Genomic DNA, 20,318 nt, shown 5'->3' with positions numbered 1-20,318 from the left:
GATCCATCCGCACGGCCGCGGCAGGAGCCGTGGCCCTGAGCGTCGCACTGACCGGTTGTGCCGGTGCAGGATCGATCGGTACGTCCGGCCGCACCGTCACCATCGCGATGGTGTCGAACTCCCAGATGCAGGACGCACAGCAACTCGCGTCGCAGTTCGAGGCCGAGAACCCGGAGATCGACCTGAAGTTCGTCACGCTCTCCGAGAACCAGGCCCGCGCCAAGATCACCGCATCCACAGCGATGGGCGGCGGCGAGTTCGACGTCGTGATGATCAGCAACTACGAGACGCCCCAGTGGGCGGAGTACGGCTGGCTCACGAACCTGTCGCCGTACATCGAGCAGACCGACGGCTACGACGCCGACGACATCATTCCCTCACTGCGCGAGGCACTCTCGTACGAGGGCGATCTGTACTCGGTGCCCTTCTACGGCGAATCGTCGTTCCTGATGTACCGCAAGGACCTGCTCGAGCAGGCCGGCATCACGCTGTCCGATCCACCGACCTGGACCGAGGTCGCCGAGGCCGCAGCGCAACTCGACGGCCCCGACATCAACGGGATCTGCCTGCGCGGCAAGCCCGGCTGGGGTGAACTGCTCGCACCGCTCGACACCGTCATCAACACCTTCGGCGGACGGTGGTTCGACGAGAACTGGAATGCGCAGCTGAACAGCCCCGAGGTACGCGAAGCGGTGCAGTTCTACGTCGACCTCGTCCGCGAGTACGGTCAGCCCGGTGCCGCGACGAGCGGATTCAGCGAGTGCGCAACGCAACTCGCGCAGGGTCGGGTCGCCATGTGGTACGACTCCACCTCGGCCGTCTCGACTCTCGAGGATCCCGCGTCGAGCAACGTCGTCGGCAAGATCGGCTACGCGGCCGCGCCCGTCCAGGAGAAGGATCCCTCGGGCTGGCTCTACACGTGGTCGCTCGGTATCCCCGCGAGCAGCGAGCACACCGAGGACGCGTGGAAGTTCATCTCGTGGATGACCGACCAGCAGTACCTGCGCACCGTCGGCGAGCAACTCGGCTGGGAGCGGGTGCCGCCGGGTAGCCGACTGTCGACCTACGAGATCCCCGAATACGCCGAAGCCGCCGCGGCCTACGGCCCGATCACCCTCGAATCCATCGAAGGAGCCGACCAGCAGAACCCCACGGTCGACCCCGTCCCGTACACGGGCATCCAGTTCGTGGCCATCCCCGAGTTCCAGGATCTCGGCACCCGGGTCAGCCAGCAGATCAGCGCCGCCATCGCCGGACGGCAGAGCGTCGAGGAAGCCCTCGACCAGGCACAGAAGTACGCCGAGGCCGTCGGCGCGACCTACCGGGAGAAGGACCAATGACCGCACCTGCAGCGCAGCGTCCCGCACCGGACGCCGACGAGCGAATCCGCGCCGTACGGGAGGCGAAGGAGGAACAGATCTCGCGGGCCGAAGGGTGGCGCCGGCGCGGACCCCTGCTCCCGGCCCTGATCTTCACGATCGTGGTCACGCAGATCCCGTTCCTGTTCACGCTGTACTACTCGACCCAGTCGTGGAACCTCGTCAGCCCCGGCTCCCGCCGGTTCGTCGGGCTCCAGAACTACGTCGACGTCTTCCAGGACAGCCAGTTCTGGCAGGTCACCCTGAACACGGTGATCCTCATCGTCGGCACGGTCCTGATCTCCGTGATACTCGGGTTGCTCCTCGCGCTCCTGCTCGATCGGGCGTTCCTCGGACGCGGTATCGCACGGACCCTGCTCATCACGCCGTTCCTCGTCACCCCGGTCGCCAGTGCGCTGATCTGGAAGACATCGATGTTCGATCCCGTCTTTGGCATCGTCAACTTCGTGCTCTCCCCCTTCGGAGTGGGCGAGGTGGACTGGATCAGCCGATTCCCGCTCCCGGCCGTGATGGTCGCGCTGGTGTGGCAGTGGACGCCGTTCATGATGCTGCTCATCCTCGCCGGCCTGCAGTCGATGCCCCGCGACATCCTCGAGGCCGGCCGCGTCGACGGCGCCGGAGCGTTCGCACTGTTCCGCGAACTGACGCTGCCGCACCTGCGCCGGTTCATCGAACTCGGCACCGTTCTCGGCGCGATCTACCTGGTGAACACGTTCGACGCGATCTACATGATGACCCAGGGCGGACCCGGCACGGCCAGCTCCAACCTGCCGTTCTACATCTACCAGCGCGCGTTCCTCGGCTTCGACATCGGCCAGGCCGCGGCAATGGGTGTCGTGGTCGTCATCGGCACGATCGTCATCGCCACCTTCGCACTGCGCCTGATCTTCACATCGTTCACCGGCAAGGAGGAAGCGGCATGAGCACCACGGCCACGGAGCCGCAGGCTTCGGACACCACGGAACCCACCGGCCGTGTCATGCGCACGGCCCGGAAACGCAAGAACCGCAAGTTCAATCCCTGGGGTGTGGTCGCGTGGATCGCCGCCATCGGATTCTTCTTCCCGGTCTTCTGGATGGTGCTCACCGCCTTCAAGCAGGAGGCCGACGCCTACTCCGACCCACCGAAGTTCTTCTTCACCCCCACCCTCGACCAGTTCCGGGCGGTGTTCGAGACCGGAGTGGGCACGGCCCTGCTCAACTCGGCCTTCGCCACGATCGTCTCGACGGTGCTGGTCCTGTTGCTCGGCGTGCCGGCGGCCTTCGCTCTGTCGCTGCGTCCGGTGAAGAAGACCAAGGACGTGCTGTTCTTCTTCATCAGCACGAAGATGCTGCCCATCGTCGCCGCGATCATCCCGCTGTACGTGATCGTCGCGAACGTCGGCCTGCTCGACAACATCTGGGCCCTGATCATCCTGTACACGGCGATGAACCTGCCCATCGCGGTGTGGATGATGCGGTCGTTCTTCCTCGAGGTCCCGGGCGAGCTTCTCGAGGCGGCGAGCATGGACGGCGCGAGCCTGTGGACGGCGGTGCGCGAGCTGATCCTGCCGCTCGTCTCCCCCGGCATCGCCGCCACCGCCCTGATCTGCGTGATCTTCTCGTGGAACGAGTTCTTCTTCGCGGTCAACCTGACCGCCGTCCAGGCGCAGACGATCCCCGTCTTCCTCGTCGGTTTCATCACCGGTGAGGGCCTGTACTGGGCCCGGCTCTCCGCCGCCGCGACGATGGCGGCGCTGCCCGTCGTGCTCGCGGGCTGGCTCGCCCAGAACAAGCTCGTGCGCGGCCTGTCGTTCGGCGCCATCAAGTAGACCCGATTCCCCTTACCAGCAAGGACTTCCACCATGGCCGACATCACCTACCGCAACGCCTCGTGCATCTACGAGAACTCCGACACCTTCGCGGTCGATTCGCTGAACCTCGACATCGAGGACGGCGAGTTCGTGGTCCTCGTCGGACCGTCCGGATCCGGCAAGAGCACCGCGCTGCGCATGCTCGCCGGACTCGAGGACATCGACGAGGGGTCGATCTCCATCGGGGGCAAGGACATGACCGGTGTGCCGTCGAAGGACCGCGACATCGCGATGGTCTTCCAGAACTACGCGCTGTACCCGAACAAGACGGTTGCCGAGAACATGGGATTCGCCCTGAAGATGCGCGGTGTGAGCGCCGACGAGCGTCGCCGCAAGGTCGAGGAGGCAGCGAAGATCCTGGACCTGACCCAGTTCCTCGACCGCAAGCCGGCCAAGCTGTCGGGTGGTCAGCGCCAGCGCGTCGCGATGGGACGCGCGATCGTGCGTGAGCCCCAGGTGTTCTGCATGGACGAGCCGTTGTCGAACCTCGATGCGAAGCTGCGCGTGCAGACCCGCACCGAGATCGCGGCGCTGCAACGCCGTCTCGGCACCACCACCGTCTACGTCACCCACGACCAGGTCGAGGCGATGACGATGGGCGATCGCGTCGCCGTCCTGAAGAACGGTGTACTGCAGCAGTTCTCCAGCCCCACCGAACTCTACGACCGCCCCGCCAACGCATTCGTCGCCGGTTTCATCGGCTCACCGTCGATGAACCTGCTCCGCGCGAAGGTCGTCGACGACGGAGTCGTCGTGGGCAGCACCGTCATCCCCGTCGAACGCGACCGCATCGCGCGACTGCACTCCGCGGGCATCGAAGAGGTCACCGCCGGGATCCGGCCCGAGGACTTCGAGATCGCCGACGAGGGCGTCGAAGCCGTCGTCGAACTCGTCGAGGAACTCGGCAGCGAGTCGTATCTGTACACGCGGGTGCCCGGCACCGGCAATCAGGTGGTCGCGCGGGCCCTGGTCCGTACCCCCGCGCGCCTCGCCGACACCGTGCACCTGCGCAAGCGCGAAGGTACGGTGCACCTGTTCCACGTCGACACCGGAGAGCGGGTGGGCGACTGATCCGGCGACGGAAGGATCCTCAGTGGGCGAGCAGTCGGTGGGCGAGCAGAAGGAACGGATGCTGGCCGGCGAACTCTACATCGCCGACGATCCCGAACTCGCCGCCGACGCGCTCCGGGCAGCGCTGCTGACCGAGAAGTACAACGCGTCGAGTGCAGCGGATCCGGATGCGCGTCGCGCACTGCTCGAGGAGTTGTTCGACTCCATCGGTGACGACGTGGAGATCCGGCCGCCGCTGCAGGTGGACTACGGATCCCGGATCACCGTGGGGAACGGGACATTCGTCAACTTCGGCGCGATCATGCTCGACGTCGCGCCGATCACGATCGGCTCGGACGTGCAGATCGGCCCGAACGTGCAACTCCTCACCCCCACTCATCCGCTCGAGCCCGATCTGCGCCGCGCGAAGTGGGAATCGGCGCAACCGATCACGATCGGCGACAACGTGTGGCTCGGCGGTGGCGTGATCGTCGGACCCGGCGTCACGATCGGCGAGAACACCGTCGTGGGAGCCGGCGCGGTGGTCACCCGCGACCTGCCGCCGAACGTCGTGGCGACGGGCGTACCTGCGCGGGTGACGCGCCGGCTCTGAAACGATCGGAGCTGCCGGTTCAGAGACGATCGGAGCCACCGGCTCAGTGACGATCGGAGCCACCGGCTCAGTGACGATCGGAGCGGAACTTGCGTCGATTCCGGCGCTCGCTATGCTGCCCCGCATGATCAGTCGCCGCACACGCCTCGTCAGCTTCGTCGTCGTCGCGGGTGCGGCACTCGTCGCGGCAGGGTGTTCGCGGAGCGTGGAGGGTGAGGCCACCGCATCCGAAGCACCCGCCGAGCCGGCGAGCACCACCGCCACCTCCTCGGCGCCGTCCACGACCACGACCACGACGGCCGCACCGAAGCCGGTCGACCCCGACGACTACGCCGCGACCAGCGAGGGCGTGTACTACTTCGCGTCGCCGGGCGGACAGTTCGGATGTGCCATCCTCGTCCACACCACGCCCCTGACGGGCTGCCAGGGCACGATGCCGGCCAGTGCACCCCAGGTCCCGGGCAGCGGTGCGCCCGACGCCCTCGTGCCGGCGAACGCCCTGATGCTCGAAGGCGACGGCCCCGGAGAGTGGGTCAGCATCGGCGACATCGCGTTCACGGATTTCGGCGGTGCCCCGAAGACGCTGCCCCACGGCAGCACTCTCACTGTCGATCCGTTCACGTGCACCGTCGACGAGAAGACCGGTGTCACGTGCGAGACGGACGCCCACGGATTCACCGTGTCGTCGACCGGCGGCGAGGTGTGGTGACCGCAGCCGTGATCGGGAGGTGATCAGGGCAGGTCGTCCCGCGCCATCGGCATCATGAAATCGCCGATCTCGTCCCGCATCCACCACTGTCCCGTCGCGCGCCGTTCGGCGTGCGTCGCGAACCGGTAGCGGAACAGGCGGGCCCGCACCAGGCGCGGCGGTTCGTCCGGGAACGGGTTGTGCCGGAGCAGTTTCACGGTGGCCGGATCGTTCTCGAGCAGCTTGCCCGCGAACCGCGGGAACCACCCCGCGGCGTAGTCGCGGGAGATCCCCGCGAACCACATCAACCAGTCCAGACGCAGGTGGTACGGCGCGTACTGACGCGGCCTGCGGTACACGTCGCCCGGTTTGCCCTTGAACTCGTACTCGTGCCACTCCGTCACCGGTGTCACCACCGCATCGGTGGTGCCTTCGACGATCACTTCCCGCCGGGTGCGTGTGACGGTGCCGAACGCGCCATAGGTGTTCACGAAGTGCCACTTGTTGAACGAGGCGTTCATCGCCTGCCGATGCGACATCATGTTCGCCACCGGCCAGTAGCTGAGCACCGCGACCAGCACGGTCAGTGCCACCACGGCGACGGTGAACGCGATCGGTGTCGGACCGTAGGTCGTGTCGGAGTCGATCAGCAACCCGTAGAAACTGTCGGGCACCACCGAGAGCGCGATGACGATGGTGATCCAGTTGAGCCACGCGAAGTTGCCGCTCGTCACCAGCCACAACTGCGTGACGATCATGATCAGTGCGGCGATCCCGGCGACCGGCTGCGGCAGGAACAACCCGAACGGCACGACGAGCTGCGTGAAGTGGTTACCCGCCACCTCCACCTTGTGCAGCGGCCGCGGGATCAGGTGGAAGTACCGGCTGAGCGGGCCGGGCATCGGCTGGGTTTCGTGGTGGTAGTACAGGCAGGTCAGGTCGCGCCAGCAGCGGTCGCCGCGCATCTTGATCAGCCCGGCGCCGAACTCGAGGCGGAACAGCAACCAGCGCAGCAGGATCAGCACGAGCAGCGGCGGCGCGGTATCGGCGTTGCCCAGGAAGATCGCGAGCACACCGGCCTCGAGCAGCAGCGACTCCCAGCCGAACGAGTACCAGACCTGCCCGACGTTGACGATCGACAGGTACAGCAACCACATCACGAACCACACGAGCATGCAGACCACGAGCGGCAGCTGCTCCGTGACACCGAGCACGGTCACCACCGACAACACGAGACCCATCGCGGCGACCGCGGTGAACAGACCGTCGGAGTATCTCCAGTGGAACAGGCTCGGCGACTGCCGGAACGATGTGAGTGCCAGGAATCGGGGGGCGGGAAGGATGCCGCGTTCGCCGATCAGCGCCCGGAACTGCAGCAGGGCCGCGAGGAAGGCCACGGCGTACAGCACCGCGAGTCCACGGGTGACCAGCAGCCGCCCGATCGTGTACCCGTCCGCGTCCAACCAGTCCATCGCTCGGCTCGTTCGTCGTCTGTCGTGCGCGCCATCTCGAGCATGCCACGTCCCGTTCGCCGGCGGAGACGGTCTCGCGACGATGGAACCGGACGCGTCCTCATCCGGTCGAGCGCGGAGGTCGACGACCGCTGACGACCGGCTACACGCGAATCTCCCGTCGCAGCCCGCTCGCTCGGAGCACCTGCCGTGCCACGCCCGCGCGTACCGCGTCCTCGGTCCCGATGATCCGCACGTGCGACCGCGCACGTGTGATCGCGGTGTACAGCAGTTCGCGGGTGAGCAGCGCCGATCCGGAATCGGGCAGCACCACCGAGACGGTGCCGTACTGGCTGCCCTGGCTGCGGTGGATCGTCATCGCGTAGACGGTGCTCACCGCCGGGAGCTGACTCGGGCGCAGTTCGAACGGTGTCTCGCCGCGGGCGAACGCCGCGACGAGTTCGTCGCCGCGCCGCACCACCACGCCGGTGTCACCGTTGTAGATCTGCATGTCGTGGTCGTTCGCGGTGACGAGCAGCGGCCGGCCGGGGTACCAGCTCTCGGGGTCGAGGCGCTGCCCGGCGGCCTCCCCGATCCATTCGGCGGCCTGCCGCGCCCACCACTGCACGCCGGCCGGGCCGTCGCGGTGCGCGCACAGCAACCGGTGTTCCTCGAAGCGCTTCAGCGCCGTGTCGACGTCCCCCGTCTCGGCGGCCTTGGTGACCTCGGCGGCGGAGCGGACGATGTCGTCGCGCAGGGCGTCGAGGTCGTGGGGAGATAGGAACGACACCTTCGGGTCGCCGCTGCGCAGGATCTTCAGTACCTCATCGGCTTCACCCTCGCGTACGGCAACGGCCAGCTTCGCGATTGCGCCACCGAAGCGGCGGCCACGGCTCAGGCGCACGACACCACCACCGAGCCGGGCGCGTTGGGCCGGAGTGAAGGCCGCCTCGGCCGGGTCGTCGGCGGCCGCCAGATCGCGGGCGACGACCCGTTCGAAGACCGGATCGAGGGTGCCGCCGACCGGGCGCCCCACCAGATCGGCCAGCACGGCACCGGCGTCGACGGAGGCGAGCTGATCGGGGTCGCCCACGAGGACGAGCCGGGTGTCGGGACGCACCGCCTCGAGCAGGCGGCACATCATCGTCAGCGACACCATCGACGTCTCGTCGACGACGATCACGTCGTACGGCAGGTGGTTGCCCGCGTGGTAGCGGAAGCGGGTGCGGCCGCGCTGCCAGCCGAGCATCCGGTGCACGGTCATGGCGGTGAGATTCGGCGGCAGACCCAGCTCGGTCTCCTGCTCGCGCACCGACTCCTGCAGGCGCGCGGCGGCCTTGCCGGTGGGAGCGGCCAGGCCGATGCGCAGCTCGTGCCCGTACAGACGGGTGAGCAGCGCGAGGATCCGCGCCACGGTGTGGGTCTTGCCGGTGCCCGGCCCGCCCGCGATCACCGTGGTCGGTCGGGTGGCCGCGAGCGCCGCCGCGACACGCTGACGGTCGGGTGCCGGCGCGGGCCGGGAGGGATCGTCGGGATGGTGGAACAACTCGTCGAGCGTCGCCGCGATGCGCTCCTCGTCGAGGTCGGCGAAGGTCGCCGTGCGTTCGGCGAGCACCCGGCGGATCGTCTGCTCCTGCCGGAAGTACCGGTCGAGATACAGCAGCGGGCCTTCCGCGGTGTCGACGAGACGCAACGGTCGCAGGGGTCCACGTTCGCCGCCGACCACGAGGGGGCTGCGACGCAGCGCCGCGAGCACGTCCTCGTCGCGAGGCCACGGCAGGCTCGCGGGGTCGACGACGGGATGACCGTCCGCGTCCTCCTCGACTGTGACCTCGCGAAAACGCGTGAGGTCGAGGCACACCGACCCGGATCGCACGGCACGCACAGCCAGCGCGGTGGCGAGATGCACGTGCGGGTCGTCCTCCCCGCCGAGTGCCGCGAGTCGCAGCGCGACGTGCACGTCGGCGGCGGAGAGTGCGCCCACCTCGTTGAACTGCCGCAGAGCACCCTTGCCGCGCTGGGCGATCCGAACGTCGGTCATGGACTCGATCACGAGATCACGGCCTTTCCGGCGAGGAGGTCGGACAGGTCGGTGACGAGGTCGGCCGGCGGATGCCAGTCGAACACCCCGCTACCGGGTGGACTGTCCGGTCCGGCCATGCCGCGGACGAACAGGTACTGCACGCCACCGAGGTGGACGTGCGGGTCGTAGTCGCGCATCCGCCACCGCAGATAGCGGTGCAGGGCAACGGAATAGAGCAGAGCCTGCATCGGATAGTGGGCACGGAGCATCTCCGCCGCCATCGACTCGCGGGTGTAGTGCGCGGTGGTCAGTTCGTCGACGGGCGCGAGCCGGTTGGTCTTGTAGTCGACGACGACGAATCGCGGACCCTCGATGCGCAGCACGGCGTCGATACTGCCGTTGAGGTAACCCCGCAGCGGCACGGGTTCGAGGGTGCGCACCAGATCGGCGTAGGCCGCCATCGGATCGTCGGCGGGCAGGTGCCGGCGCAGCAACCCGCCGACCGCGTCGAGGGTGACGGTGACGGGCACCGGGCTGTCGCCTCCGGTGAGCGGCAACTCGAAGTCGAGCTCGGAGAGCCGGTCGGACGGAGTGAAGTCGGCGAGGGTCCGGCCGAGCGGCCCGAGCGGGGTGCGCATCACCGGGAGCAACGCCGCCGCGAGCTGGGCGGGATCGATCGGCGACATCTGGCGGCGCACCGTCTCGCGGCAGCAGTCGAGCAGTTCGGCTTCCAGGTCGGGGGCGGAAGTATCGACGACCTCGAGGACGGCGTGCACCAACGTGCCGAAGACCGTGCCGCCGGGCAGTCCGTTCATCGGTGACGGAATGCCTGCCCGCGCGGGTTCCGTCGAGCTCAGCGGAGGCTCGGCCGGCTCGTCGGTCGTCACAGGTTCCTCCACCTCACCGCTCACCACGGGCGCATCGTGCACCGAGGCGGTGAGCGCCGAATAGGAGGTCCTGCGCCAGTTCTCGTCGACGACCCGATCGAAGCGCGCGGCGGCGAGAGGGCCGGTCTCCACGCGGGGGCGGGTCCAGCGCAACACCGGAATCGGATGCGACCCCACCGCTTCGGCGGCGATGACCCCGTCGGCGCGCGCGGCCCACCGGTCGAATTCCTCGGCCATGGCCTCGTCGTGGCCGATCCGGCCTTCCGCGGCGACCTCCGCCGAACCGGGGTCGCGGGCGAACAGCAACCGGTGCAGCGGCGACCGTGAGGTGGGTGTGGACGGCGCCCACCAGAGGGTGAGCGCACACTGCGCGCGCGTCACCGCCACGTACAGCAGGCGCAGTTCCTCCCCCGCCTCCTCGAGTTCGTGCTGACGCCGCCGCGCGACGTAACCGGGACCGCTCTTGCCGCCCACATCGAGGATGCGTCGGCCGTTCTCGTGCAGCAGCAGCTTGTCGGGCTCGGGGTTCTTCGCGGCATCCCACCCGTACGGGACGTGGACGACGGGGAACTCGAGTCCCTTGCTGCCGTGCACGGTGAGGATCTGGACCGCCGCGGCGTCGCTGTCGAGGCGCCGGATCCGGTCGGCCCCACCGCGGTCGGGGTCGTTGATGCGATCCTCGAGCCAGCGGGTGAGCGCGGCCGGCCCCAGCGACTGCGCCGAGGCGACATCCTCGAGCAGCTGTGCGACGTGCCGGATGTCGGTGAGGGTGCGTTCCCCGGACGGCTCGTCGAGGAGGCGGGCCTCGACCGAACCAAAGGACGCGAGTCGTTCGAAGACGGCGGCGAAGCCGGTGCGGGCGTAGACGTCGTTCAGTTCGCGGAGCAGTCCGCCGACCTCCACGACCAGCGCTTCGCCCTCCGAATCGATGTCGGTCATCGTGCGGCCGAGCAGCGGGGTGAGCGCGGCGAGCCGGACGCGATCGGCGCGATGGGGCTGCTCGAGCGCGTAGAGCATCCACAGCCAGTGCTGTGCGGACGGGGTGGCGAACACACTCGTGCCCCCGGCGACCACGCACGGCACGTTCGCCTTCGTCAGCGCGTCGTGGACGAGTGTCACCTGCTTGTGCTTGCGCACGAGGACGGCGATGTGCCCGGGGCGTACGCGCTCGGGGCCGGAACCGAGGTCGACGGTGACGTTCTCGTCGTCGAGCAGGCGCACGATGTCGGCCGCGACGTCGCGGGCGACCCGCCCGCGCAGGCCGTCGAGGTTCTGCGGGAAACCCCAGTCGTTGAGCGGACCTGCGCCGGCACGGGGCAGGTGACGCACCCGCAGGGGCGCGATGCCCGAGAGCCGGGAATCGGCGGACGCCGCCTTCACCGGGTTCACCACGATGCGGGGATCACCGAGGGACGCACCGAGATGGACGTGTTCGAGCGCCCGGACGAGATCGCCGTCGCTGCGCCAGTTGGTGGTCAGCTCGCAGTAGGTGTCGGATTCGGAGACGGCGTCGAGATAGCTGAGCACCTCGGCGCCGCGGAAGGCGTAGATGGCCTGTTTCGGGTCGCCGACAAGCACGAGCGTGCGGTGCCCGTGGAACGCCCGGCGCAGGATCTCCCACTGCTTGGGGTCGGTGTCCTGGAACTCGTCGACGAGGACGACGGAGAAGCGCGCACGCATCCGCCGGCAGGCGGCGTCGCCGTGCTCCGGATCGCCGAGCACCGCGTGCAGCAGGGACAACTGGTCGTCGAAGTCGCGCAGTCCGAGCCGGCGCTTGCGTCGTTCGACCTCCTCGCGGACCGCACGTGCGAACTCCACGCGCTCACCGGCCGCGGTGCCGTCGGCGTCGTCCGGTGCGAGTTCGGCCTGCGGGTCGAAGATCGCCTCCTTCGCGGCGACGGCCGCCTCGGCGTAGGTGATGGGGGCCTGTCCCCTGCCGTAGCGCCGCAGGTAGAGATCGGCGACGACCTCCACCCGCAGGTCGTCGACGTCCTCGACGACCGTGACGTCGGGTTCGCGTTCGCCGGCGATGCCGAGTTCGTCGAGCATGCGACGGCAGAAACCGTGCGTGGTGGAGATGGTGCCGGAGTCGAAGTCGGACAACGCCTGTCGCAGCCGGGCCCGCCGCGCGTCGACGTCCTCGCTCGCGAGATGACGGACGAGCGTGTCGTTGCTCGCCCGTGCACCGTCGGGATCGGCGAGGGCGGTGGCGACCTGCGCGAACCGGTTCCGGGTGCGTTCACGCAGTTCCTGCGTCGCGGCCCGGCTGAAGGTGACGAGCAGTAGGTCGGACAGGCGGGCGTGTCCTTCGGCGACGAACCGGGTGGCGAGCCCGACGATCGCATATGTCTTTCCCGTTCCCGCGCTGGCCTCGAGTACGGTGGTGCCGCTCGGGAGCGGGCCGAGCAGATCGAAGCCGGCCGGCGGCGGACCGCCCGCGGCTCGCGGATCGGTGATGGCGGTATCGGGCACGCTGCGTCCTTCTCTCACGGGCGTCCCTGGTTCTCGGAGGCGAGCAGGGGTTCCCACAACCGTCGGGCGAGCACACCGAAACGGGTGGGGTCGTCGAACCAGCCGGCCTCCACGCCGTCCGGCGCGTCGGCGGTGAGCCGACCGAGCGTCACGTCGGGTCCGTACAGGTACTGCACGTGACGGTCCTTGCCGTCGCCGAACGAGCCACCGAACGCCTTCCCGGCGGCCGACAGTGCCATCTCCACGGAATCACCGCGGTGGCGGCGATCGGCGTACTCGGCCGACGCGCCCGTCACGAGCGGCAGCGGCCGGCACAGTCCGCGGTCGCGCAGATCGACGAGTGCGGCGAGCAGCGCGACGGGATCGGCGGGAGCCAGAAGGGTCGAGCGCCAGGCCGGATACGAGCGCGAGCGACTGCGTCCTGTGGTCACCGCCCGCCACTGCCCGGGATGACCCGAGGCGACGACGGCGAGCAACCGGATCCATGCTTCGAGCCGGTGTTTCGGGGACAGCTTGGAATACGTGCTGCGGGCGAGTACCTCGCCGTGCACACCTCCGACGGTGCCGGTGAGCCGACGACCGTCGCCGAGATCGACGCGGATGTCGACGGTGCGGGCCTGCCCGGTGTGCACACCGGCACAGGCGTGCACGAGGCGCTCGACGTTGTCGCTCACCGCGTCGAGGGTCCTGCGGCCGAGCGCGAACGGCGGGAGCGTGCCGCGACGCCACTCCGCGTCCTTAAAGGCACCCGCGGACATGCCCGCCAACCGCGCTTCGAGCATGCGGTCGCCCAACTGCCACTGGGCGAGACCGTCGAGCTCGACGTCGAGTGCGTCGGCGATGCCCTCGTCGGTGTCGGGGATCCGCAGACCGAGCCGCTGCCGGAGGAAGCCCTGCGTCGGATGTGTCAGGAAGGAGACGAGTTCGTCGAGATCGACGTCGGTGCGTGCCGGGGCCGGAAGGTCGTCGACGAGAAGCGCACCCGATCGGTCGCGTGCCACCGAACCTCCTTGCCCTGCACGGGCTCCCGCGAGTGCGGTGACACCGAACCCGAACGGGTCGTCGGCCCGGAAGTTGCGCGGATCGAAGGGCTGCAAGGGATGTCGCCGCACGATGCGCTCGTCGTCGACGTCGACGCCCGTCATCGTCGCCACCACGTCGCGCACCTCGGTGAGCGGAATCGCCGGTGGGCGCAGCGCTCCGGTGACGGCGTCGGCGCCGGTATGGAACAACAGCACACGCTCCTCCGCGGCCATCAGCGCGTCGAGGAGCAACTGCCGGTCCTCGCTGCGCGGATCACGCTCTCCGACACAGGGATTCTGGGTCAGGACGTCGTCGCCGTCGATGTGGGCCGTGCGGGGGAAGACGTCGTCGTCGAGACCGAGGAGAACCACCACGCGATGGGGCACCGAGCGCATCGGCACCATCGTGCACACGGTCAGTTCGCCGGTCCGGAAGTTCGAGCGCGACGGACGCCCGGCGAGCCGGGAGGAGAGCATGGACCGGACGTCGCTCAGGGACAACTGCGTGTCGCCGGCGTGCTCGACGGCGTCGCCGATCTCGCGCCGCGCGCGGGTGAGCTGCCATGCGTCGGCGGTGGGAACGTCGGTGAGCAGATCGATGCCGTAACCGAGTTCGCCCGACCACCGCCCTGCCGGATGCGGGCCGCGCAGCCGGAGCAGCACCACCGTCAGCCGGTCGATGAACTCGGCGAACCGCCCGGCGAGGTCGATGTCGTTGCTGTCGACGTCGTCGAGAGGCAGCGACAGCGACAGCCACTCCCCGTCCGCTCCGTCGGCGGCGACACCGAGCAGGATGCGATCGAGTGCCGCCCCGAAGGTGTTCTGCATGAAGTCGCCGAGACCGAAGCTCTTGCGCTGCCACGGGCCGAGACCCCAGCGGGCACCGGTCTCGGTGGTCCACTCCTGCAGGCGTTCGAGTTCGTCGTCGTCGAATCCGAACTTGCGGCGCACCGGGGCGGAGGCGGCGAGATCGAGGACCTCGCTGGCGGTGACCCGGCCGTCGGCGAGCGCGAGCAGTTCGGACACCACCGCGAGGATCGGATCGGTGCGGCGCAGGCCGCGATCGGCGAGACGAACCCGCAGCGTGTGGCCGGGATGCTCGCCGACCCCGGCACCGAAGGCGGCGTGGACGAGCGGCGCGTACGTCTCGACGTCGGGGCACATGACGATGACGTCGCGCGGTTCGAGCGTGGGATCGTCGCGGAACAGGTGCAGCAGGCATTCGCGGAGCACCTCCACCTGCCGGGTGGGGCCGTGGCAGGCGTGGATCATCACGGTTCCGTCGGGTTCGGCCGATCCGGGTTCGGGGGCGCGATCGTCGCGGAGGTCGGCCTGCAACCGACCGAGGAGCGTCGCCGGTGGCCGGGGTGAGGTGTGCGGAACATCGGTGCAGTCGAGGCCGGAGAGCCGGCTCTGGAGTTCGCGCACATCGCGGCCGAGCGCGGCGAGCAACGGGTGCTGCACTCCGAGAGCGCTGTCGTCGTCGGCGCGACGCATCGACGCCGGGCGCCGGGTCAGTCCGTCCCACATCACCGGGCTCGGGTGCGGAAGCCAGATGTGCACGTCGCGGTGGTGCCCGAGCGCGGACAGCACCTCGACGAGAACGGTGTCGAGGCGGGTGGGACCGAAGATGGAGAGTCGTTCGGGCAGGTCGACGACGTCGGGGTCGTCCTGCAGCCGGCCGCACAGTTCGTCGAGTCGCTGCGACGGGCTGTCGACGCCGATGCGGGCGCGCAGGCGTCGCCACAGCTCGGCCTGCCATCGCAGATGGTCGTCGAGGGGCGCACCCGTGCCGTCGGTATCGTGCCCTGCCGCCCACTGGGCGATCATTCCGGGGCGCTGGAGTCCGTAACTGCGGAGCAGGCCGGCGAGATGCGCTGCGGTGGCGTACCGGCGCCCGGCCCGGTGGTCGTCGGCGCCGTGACCGAGGTGCCGCGCGAGGGTGGCGCACCACGGTTCGCCGACGCACTCGTCGATCACCCCGAGCAGTGACCACAGCATGCGGGAGGGATGCCACGGATCGTCGTCGGCGGTGATGCCGGAGGCTGCGGCGAGTGCTTCGTCGACGAGGCGCGACGGGGACGGGAAGTCGATGTTGGCGGCCACCCCGTCGCCGGCGGACGAACCGAGCCGGCCCGACAACCGCTGGGTGATCCATCTTTCGACACCCCGCGCGGGCACCGCGACGACCTCCCGCGCGAACGGATCGTCGAGGGGTTTCGCGAGCACCTCGGCCAGCGCATCCGCCAGGATGCCGGTGCGCTCCGCACGGTGCAGTATCAGCACGCGTCGCTCTCCCTCGTCGTCGCTCGTTCCCGTCCGGTACGGCTTATCACACCGCCCGGACAGGCGACTGCGCCGCAGGTCGCGGGTGCGCGCGACGGAGGTCGGCGGGCGGGACCCGCCGGGAGGGTCAGGTCTCCGTCGAGATGTCGAACAGCGACAACTGGTTCCTCGTCATCTCGGCGGTGATATCCGCGTGGTAACGCTCCCCCAGATTCTGTGCGACATGGGCAGGGCAACCGAGTTCGCTGCCGATCTGCTCCCAGGTGTATCCGGCCTCGCGGCGTTCCCACGCGTAGCCGCCGTCCTCGTCCCACGGCATCGACATGATCCGATGGTGGCCCGGGTCACACCCCTCTTCAACGACCCGCCCCGGTGTGTCGCCGACCGATCCGTCCGGAACGACGATGCCGCCGCACCTCGGAAGAGGAACGGCGGCATCGGAACAGATGACCCGTCGACCGGGAGCCGATCGATCGGGCGACCCCGCGAGTCAGTTCTCGGTGAGCCACTTGTCGATGTCGGTCCGATCGTTCTGGACGATATTCTCGACGAGCTGGACGATCAGACCCTCGATCTGCCCGCCGACGACGGGGACCTTGACGGTGGCCTCGCCACGCACCTCGATCTCGGTACCGCCGGCCGCGTTGCCCCGCAGTTCCGAACGGGCCGCGATGGTGATCGGCAGTCCCGACGTGCTGCCGGCGAGGGTTCCCTGCGCCGTACCGCCTTCGAGTCCGCCCCACTCGTCGGTGCGCTCGATGATCAGAGGTCCTCGCACCACGCCCCGGACGACCGCGGGCAGAGCAGAGGTGTCGATCTGGTCGGAGACCTTCGCGCGGAAGGTTCCGGGACCGGAGCCGACCTCGAGCTGCCCCACGCCGGTCTGGCTCGCAGCCAGTCGGCTGTTCCAGAAGTCCTCGCTGGTCAAAGCGCCGTGGACGCGTTCGACGCTGTGGTCGAGCGTGGACGTGAAAACGAATTCCTTGGACATGACCGGAGACGATATCCTCCCGTTCCGATCTGGACGAAACGGGCCTACCGGTGTCGTTCTGCCACGTCAGAGAACAGCGACGAGAGTCGCCGCCGCTCCTCCGACGACACCCGCCAGAGCGAGCCCGGCCGCCACGGATCCTGCGACCACCGCGGCGGCTGCGAATCCACAGACGGCGAGGACGACGAACATCAGCATGCCCGCGATCGGGTGCTCGAGCAGAGCCGGCGTCTCCTCCGCCACCGGAGGGTCCACCTCCCTCGACGCCACGTCGGCCGACGGCGGAGCCTCGACGGACCGCGCGTCGATCGTCCGCACCGGAGTCTCGGCCGACTGCGACGGAGCAACCGTCGCCGGAGCGGTGATCACGTCCGTGGGCATGACGGGTGCTGCCGTGGTCATCGTGTCGTCCCCGCTTTCCTTTGTGCTGCTTGCGGCCGTCTCACGGTCGCCGATCACCTGAAGAGTCAGGCGGACCGCGTCTCGTCCCGGCCTCGATCTCTCACGTCAAGGTGTGCTCCGAAGTTTCCCCGCGAGTAATGGGCTCAAACCGAGACCCGTGTGACTCGCGTGCGCCGAGTGGTCACTGCAGCAACGAACCCGACCAGGAGGTGTGCTATGGATCACATAGACGTTAGCAGTTCCGGGGGTCGGGTAGCCGACAGTTGTCACGTCATTTTCTCGATGGATGTGAATTCGTCGGTAGATCACCGACTCTTCCAGTGCGAAGGAGGCGAACGCACGATGACCGAGAATCGAACTCCCGCGTTGCTCACCCAGTTGCGCACTCTCCACGAACTGACCCATGCAGAGACCCAGGTCGCCGAAACGCGTGTCGCGCAGGCCCGAACCGAAGCGGTACGCAAGGAGCTGACCGAGAACGCCGAGAACTGCCGCATCCGTGCGGTGGCGATCGAAGAGGCGATCCGCGATCTGGGCGGACTTCCCGATGTGGTCGGGCCGTTCATCGGCCGCGCCGCCATCATGGTGAAGACCCTCACCGAGCAGGCGCAGCCGTTCGACGAAGCACTGCTGTCCGACCTCGCCCTCGAACATCAGCTCCTCGACCGTGCCCGCTATGTGAAGGCACTGGCCACCGCGGGCGGACACAAGTCGATCGTGTCGCTGGCGGACCGTCTGATCACAGCTCACACGGCGACGGTCGAGTGGCTCACCACCGTCATCGCGGAGGAGGCGCTCGGCGGTCCTGCCGCTCTGCGTCGCACTCCCCTGCAGGCCGCGGCCGGCGCAGCGGTGCGCCTGGTCAACACGCCGGTCACCTGGTCGGCGCGCAGCATCGATCGAGCGATCGACGTCGCCCGCTCGACGCGTCCCCGCATCGAGTCGCTGCTCTCGCGCGGCGCGCACGCCGGTGACGTCGCAGCCAAGACGATCGGCGCCTCGCGCGATGCGGCTCTCGAGACGGCCGAGCGCGTGAGCCGTCGTGAAGGTGCCGACGGCACCGCCGACGCTCTGCACAAGGCACGCAGCGCCTCGGGTGTCCTCACCGAGGAGGAACTGCCGATCCGGAACTACGACGATCTCACCGTCCCGAAGGCCGTGGCGGCGGTCAAGGAACTGACCGAGCCGGCGGACATCCGGGCGATCGTCGCCTACGAGGAAGCGCACAAGGCACGACACGGCGTGATCTCCGCGGCCCAGACCCGTCTGGCCGCCATCGCGCAGGAGGTGGTCGGCGTCTGATCCGCCGCACCCACAGCCACATCACACGATCGCCGGGTCCCTCGTGGGCCCGGCGATCGTCGTCACCCCCCGTGTCGGTCCCGCTCGCAGCGGGTACGCGACCTCTACGTTCATTCGAAAGGACACACCATGACCCGCATCCTGTTCGTCGTCAGCTCCGCCGATCATTGGACGTTGCAGGACGGCACCCGCCATCCCACGGGCTTCTGGGCGGAGGAACTCGTCGAGCCGTACACCGTCTTCGACGAGGCCGGTTACGACATCATCGTTGCCACTCCGGGCGGCCGCACGCCCGTCGTGGACCAGGCCAGCCTCGAACCCGACGCCGCAGGCGGTGAGGACCGCGCGGCCGAGTTGAAGTCGTCGCTCGAGAAGCTGCAGCCGGTACTCGCCGGTGCGGCGGTACTCGAGGACCAGCGGGCCGAGGACTTCGACCTGCTGTTCGTGCCCGGTGGCCACGGTCCGATGGAGGATCTCGCCGTCGACGAGCGGTTCGGTGAACTCGTCCGGCACTTCGTCGAGGCCGACAAGGTGGTCGCGATGGTGTGCCACGCCCCGGCGGCCCTGCTCCCCGCCCACGAGTCCGGCGGCCGCTGGCTGTTCGAGGGTTACAGCCTGACGGCGTTCACGAACGTCGAGGAGGTCCAGGCGGGACTGGCCGACAAGGCACCCTGGTTGCTGCAGGACCGTCTCCAGGAGGCGGGCGCGGTCTTCTCGTCCGCGGACGCCTGGGAGCCGCACGTGGTGGTCGACCGCGTCCTGTACACGGGCCAGAACCCGGCCTCCTCGCGGCCGCTCGCCGAACGCGTCGTCGCCGAGATCCCCGCGCGTGCTACGTCGTGACCTTGCGGACGAAATCGATCGTCCGCTCGAGCGCGGCACGCGCATCCGGCGTGGACAGATCGAACTGGTACTCGTGTGCCAGTTCCGGTGTGTGATCGTCCGGATAGAACAACGCATCCACCTGCACACCCAGTCCGGTGAGTCGCTGCGCGAGCCTCTCGGACTGGGTGGCGGTGAGCGGATCGGCGTTGCCACCGGAAATGTAGGTGGCCGGGAAGTTCTCGGTGACCGAGTTCAACACCGACATCTGGCCCGCCGCATCCGAAGTGGCGAATTCCCGGGCGCCGGTGTAGGCCCACATCGCCTGCTCGACGCCCCATCCGATCAGCCCGCCGCTCCCACCGATCGCGGACACGTCGTAGATGCCGCAGTTGAGCACGACACCCCGAACGTTCTCCGGTGTGAACGCCGGGTCGACACCGAGGGTCGCGGCGTAGTCGGGGTCGGTGACCGCCGCGGCGATCTGCGCGGACAGTTGCGCCCCGGCCGAGTCCCCGGCGAGCACGATCCGCTCGGTGTCGATGTGCAGTTCGTCGGCGTGCTCGAGCAGGTAGCGCTGTGCATCGACGAGTTGCCGCACCGGGGTCGGATAGCGATGGCCCGGTGCGAGCGAGTAGCCGACCGACACCACGGTGAATCCGGCGGCCGCGAGACGCCTGTAGTAGCCCGCGTAGTTGGTGCGATTACCCGACAACCATGCGCCGCCGTGCGTCCACACGATCGTCGGTAGCGCCTCGGTCGTCCCCGGCGGTGTGTACACGTCGAGGTAGGCGTCCGGGTCGTCCTCCCGATAGTGGAGGTCGGCGACGAAGTCCGTCTCCGGAGCGCCCACCGCGAGCTTTGCGGTCTGCTCCCGCGCGTCGCGTTCGAACACCTTCCGCACCACCAGTGATCCCGGCACGGGGGTGAGGACGAACGCCGCCGCCACGACGACGAGCACCACGACGAAGACGATCAGGATCCATCGACCGACACGCCGACGCGGCGCTCTGTCCGTACTGCCCTCCGACACCTGTCACTCCTGCCCGGTCACGATGCGCCCGGGTGGATCCGGACC

Annotated in this window: 16 protein-coding genes; 8 read left to right on the top strand and 8 right to left on the bottom strand. The window is 68.8% G+C overall.

Annotated elements, in window-relative coordinates; genetic code table 11:
* The first annotated feature begins 29 nt into the window (after positions 1–29).
* From B9C99_RS00505 to B9C99_RS00480, 6 genes are all read left to right on the top strand, one after another.
* Positions 30–1,340, top strand: coding sequence for a sugar ABC transporter substrate-binding protein (locus B9C99_RS00505; protein WP_016693893.1), 1,311 nt, complete (start codon positions 30–32; stop codon positions 1,338–1,340).
* A complete protein-coding gene (locus tag B9C99_RS00500; protein ID WP_016693894.1) occupies positions 1,337–2,302 on the top strand; it encodes a carbohydrate ABC transporter permease in 966 nt (321 codons plus the stop codon). Before B9C99_RS00505 ends, B9C99_RS00500 begins: the two co-directional genes overlap by 4 nt.
* 56 nt (positions 2,303–2,358) lie before the next feature.
* Positions 2,359–3,189 (top strand): carbohydrate ABC transporter permease, encoded by an 831-nt coding sequence (locus B9C99_RS00495; RefSeq protein ID WP_085989389.1) that lies wholly within the window; start codon positions 2,359–2,361, stop codon positions 3,187–3,189.
* Between the two features lie 33 nt (positions 3,190–3,222).
* The gene (locus tag B9C99_RS00490; RefSeq protein WP_016693896.1) at positions 3,223–4,302 is read left to right on the top strand and encodes an ABC transporter ATP-binding protein; all 1,080 of its coding nucleotides are present in this window, start codon (positions 3,223–3,225) and stop codon (positions 4,300–4,302) included.
* A 37-nt stretch (positions 4,303–4,339) separates the two neighbouring features.
* Positions 4,340–4,894, top strand: coding sequence for a sugar O-acetyltransferase (locus B9C99_RS00485; RefSeq protein ID WP_088896794.1), 555 nt, complete (start codon positions 4,340–4,342; stop codon positions 4,892–4,894).
* Between the two features lie 124 nt (positions 4,895–5,018).
* On the top strand, positions 5,019–5,603 hold the full coding sequence (locus tag B9C99_RS00480) for a hypothetical protein (RefSeq protein WP_253249917.1): 585 nt from the start codon (positions 5,019–5,021) through the stop codon (positions 5,601–5,603).
* Positions 5,604–5,626: 23 nt separating this feature from the next.
* Here the strand turns inward: B9C99_RS00480 and B9C99_RS00475 are convergent, their stop codons facing one another.
* The 7 genes from B9C99_RS00475 to B9C99_RS00445 form a co-directional block, all read right to left on the bottom strand.
* Complete coding sequence (locus tag B9C99_RS00475; protein ID WP_088896633.1) at positions 5,627–7,054, bottom strand: lipase maturation factor family protein; 1,428 nt, start codon at positions 7,052–7,054, stop codon at positions 5,627–5,629.
* Between the two features lie 142 nt (positions 7,055–7,196).
* The gene (gene recD / locus B9C99_RS00470) at positions 7,197–9,074 is read right to left on the bottom strand and encodes an exodeoxyribonuclease V subunit alpha (RefSeq protein WP_172414825.1); all 1,878 of its coding nucleotides are present in this window, start codon (positions 9,072–9,074) and stop codon (positions 7,197–7,199) included.
* 8 nt (positions 9,075–9,082) lie between these two features.
* Positions 9,083–12,415 carry a UvrD-helicase domain-containing protein gene (locus B9C99_RS00465; protein WP_088896631.1) on the bottom strand — a complete coding sequence of 1,111 codons (3,333 nt, stop codon included), beginning with the start codon at positions 12,413–12,415 and terminating at the stop codon, positions 9,083–9,085.
* A gap of 14 nt (positions 12,416–12,429) precedes the next feature.
* Positions 12,430–15,723 carry an exodeoxyribonuclease V subunit gamma gene (recC, locus tag B9C99_RS00460; protein ID WP_088896630.1) on the bottom strand — a complete coding sequence of 1,098 codons (3,294 nt, stop codon included), beginning with the start codon at positions 15,721–15,723 and terminating at the stop codon, positions 12,430–12,432.
* A gap of 127 nt (positions 15,724–15,850) precedes the next feature.
* Positions 15,851–16,048, bottom strand: coding sequence for a hypothetical protein (locus tag B9C99_RS00455; RefSeq protein ID WP_026061505.1), 198 nt, complete (start codon positions 16,046–16,048; stop codon positions 15,851–15,853).
* Between the two features lie 165 nt (positions 16,049–16,213).
* A complete protein-coding gene (locus B9C99_RS00450) occupies positions 16,214–16,714 on the bottom strand; it encodes a DUF2505 domain-containing protein (RefSeq protein WP_088896629.1) in 501 nt (166 codons plus the stop codon).
* A gap of 66 nt (positions 16,715–16,780) precedes the next feature.
* Positions 16,781–17,116 (bottom strand): hypothetical protein, encoded by a 336-nt coding sequence (locus B9C99_RS00445; protein WP_088896628.1) that lies wholly within the window; start codon positions 17,114–17,116, stop codon positions 16,781–16,783.
* A gap of 342 nt (positions 17,117–17,458) precedes the next feature.
* Here B9C99_RS00445 and B9C99_RS00440 point away from each other — a divergent pair, with 342 nt between their 5' ends.
* Together B9C99_RS00440 and B9C99_RS00435 are read left to right on the top strand one after the other, a co-directional pair.
* Complete coding sequence (locus B9C99_RS00440; protein ID WP_026061507.1) at positions 17,459–18,418, top strand: hypothetical protein; 960 nt, start codon at positions 17,459–17,461, stop codon at positions 18,416–18,418.
* Between the two features lie 129 nt (positions 18,419–18,547).
* Entirely contained in the window at positions 18,548–19,261 is a 714-nt protein-coding gene (locus tag B9C99_RS00435) for a type 1 glutamine amidotransferase domain-containing protein (protein ID WP_088896627.1), read from the top strand.
* Here B9C99_RS00435 and B9C99_RS00430 read toward each other — a convergent pair.
* Positions 19,251–20,273, bottom strand: coding sequence for an alpha/beta hydrolase (locus B9C99_RS00430; RefSeq protein WP_088896626.1), 1,023 nt, complete (start codon positions 20,271–20,273; stop codon positions 19,251–19,253). The genes B9C99_RS00435 and B9C99_RS00430 overlap by 11 nt on opposite strands.
* Positions 20,274–20,318: the final 45 nt, after the last annotated feature.

The organism is Rhodococcus sp. BUPNP1 (genome assembly GCF_002215235.1).
Taxonomy (GTDB): Bacteria; Actinomycetota; Actinomycetes; order Mycobacteriales; family Mycobacteriaceae; genus Rhodococcus.
The sequence above is the reverse complement of the archived record's forward strand: the minus strand, read 5'-3'. Positions and strand labels throughout refer to the sequence as shown.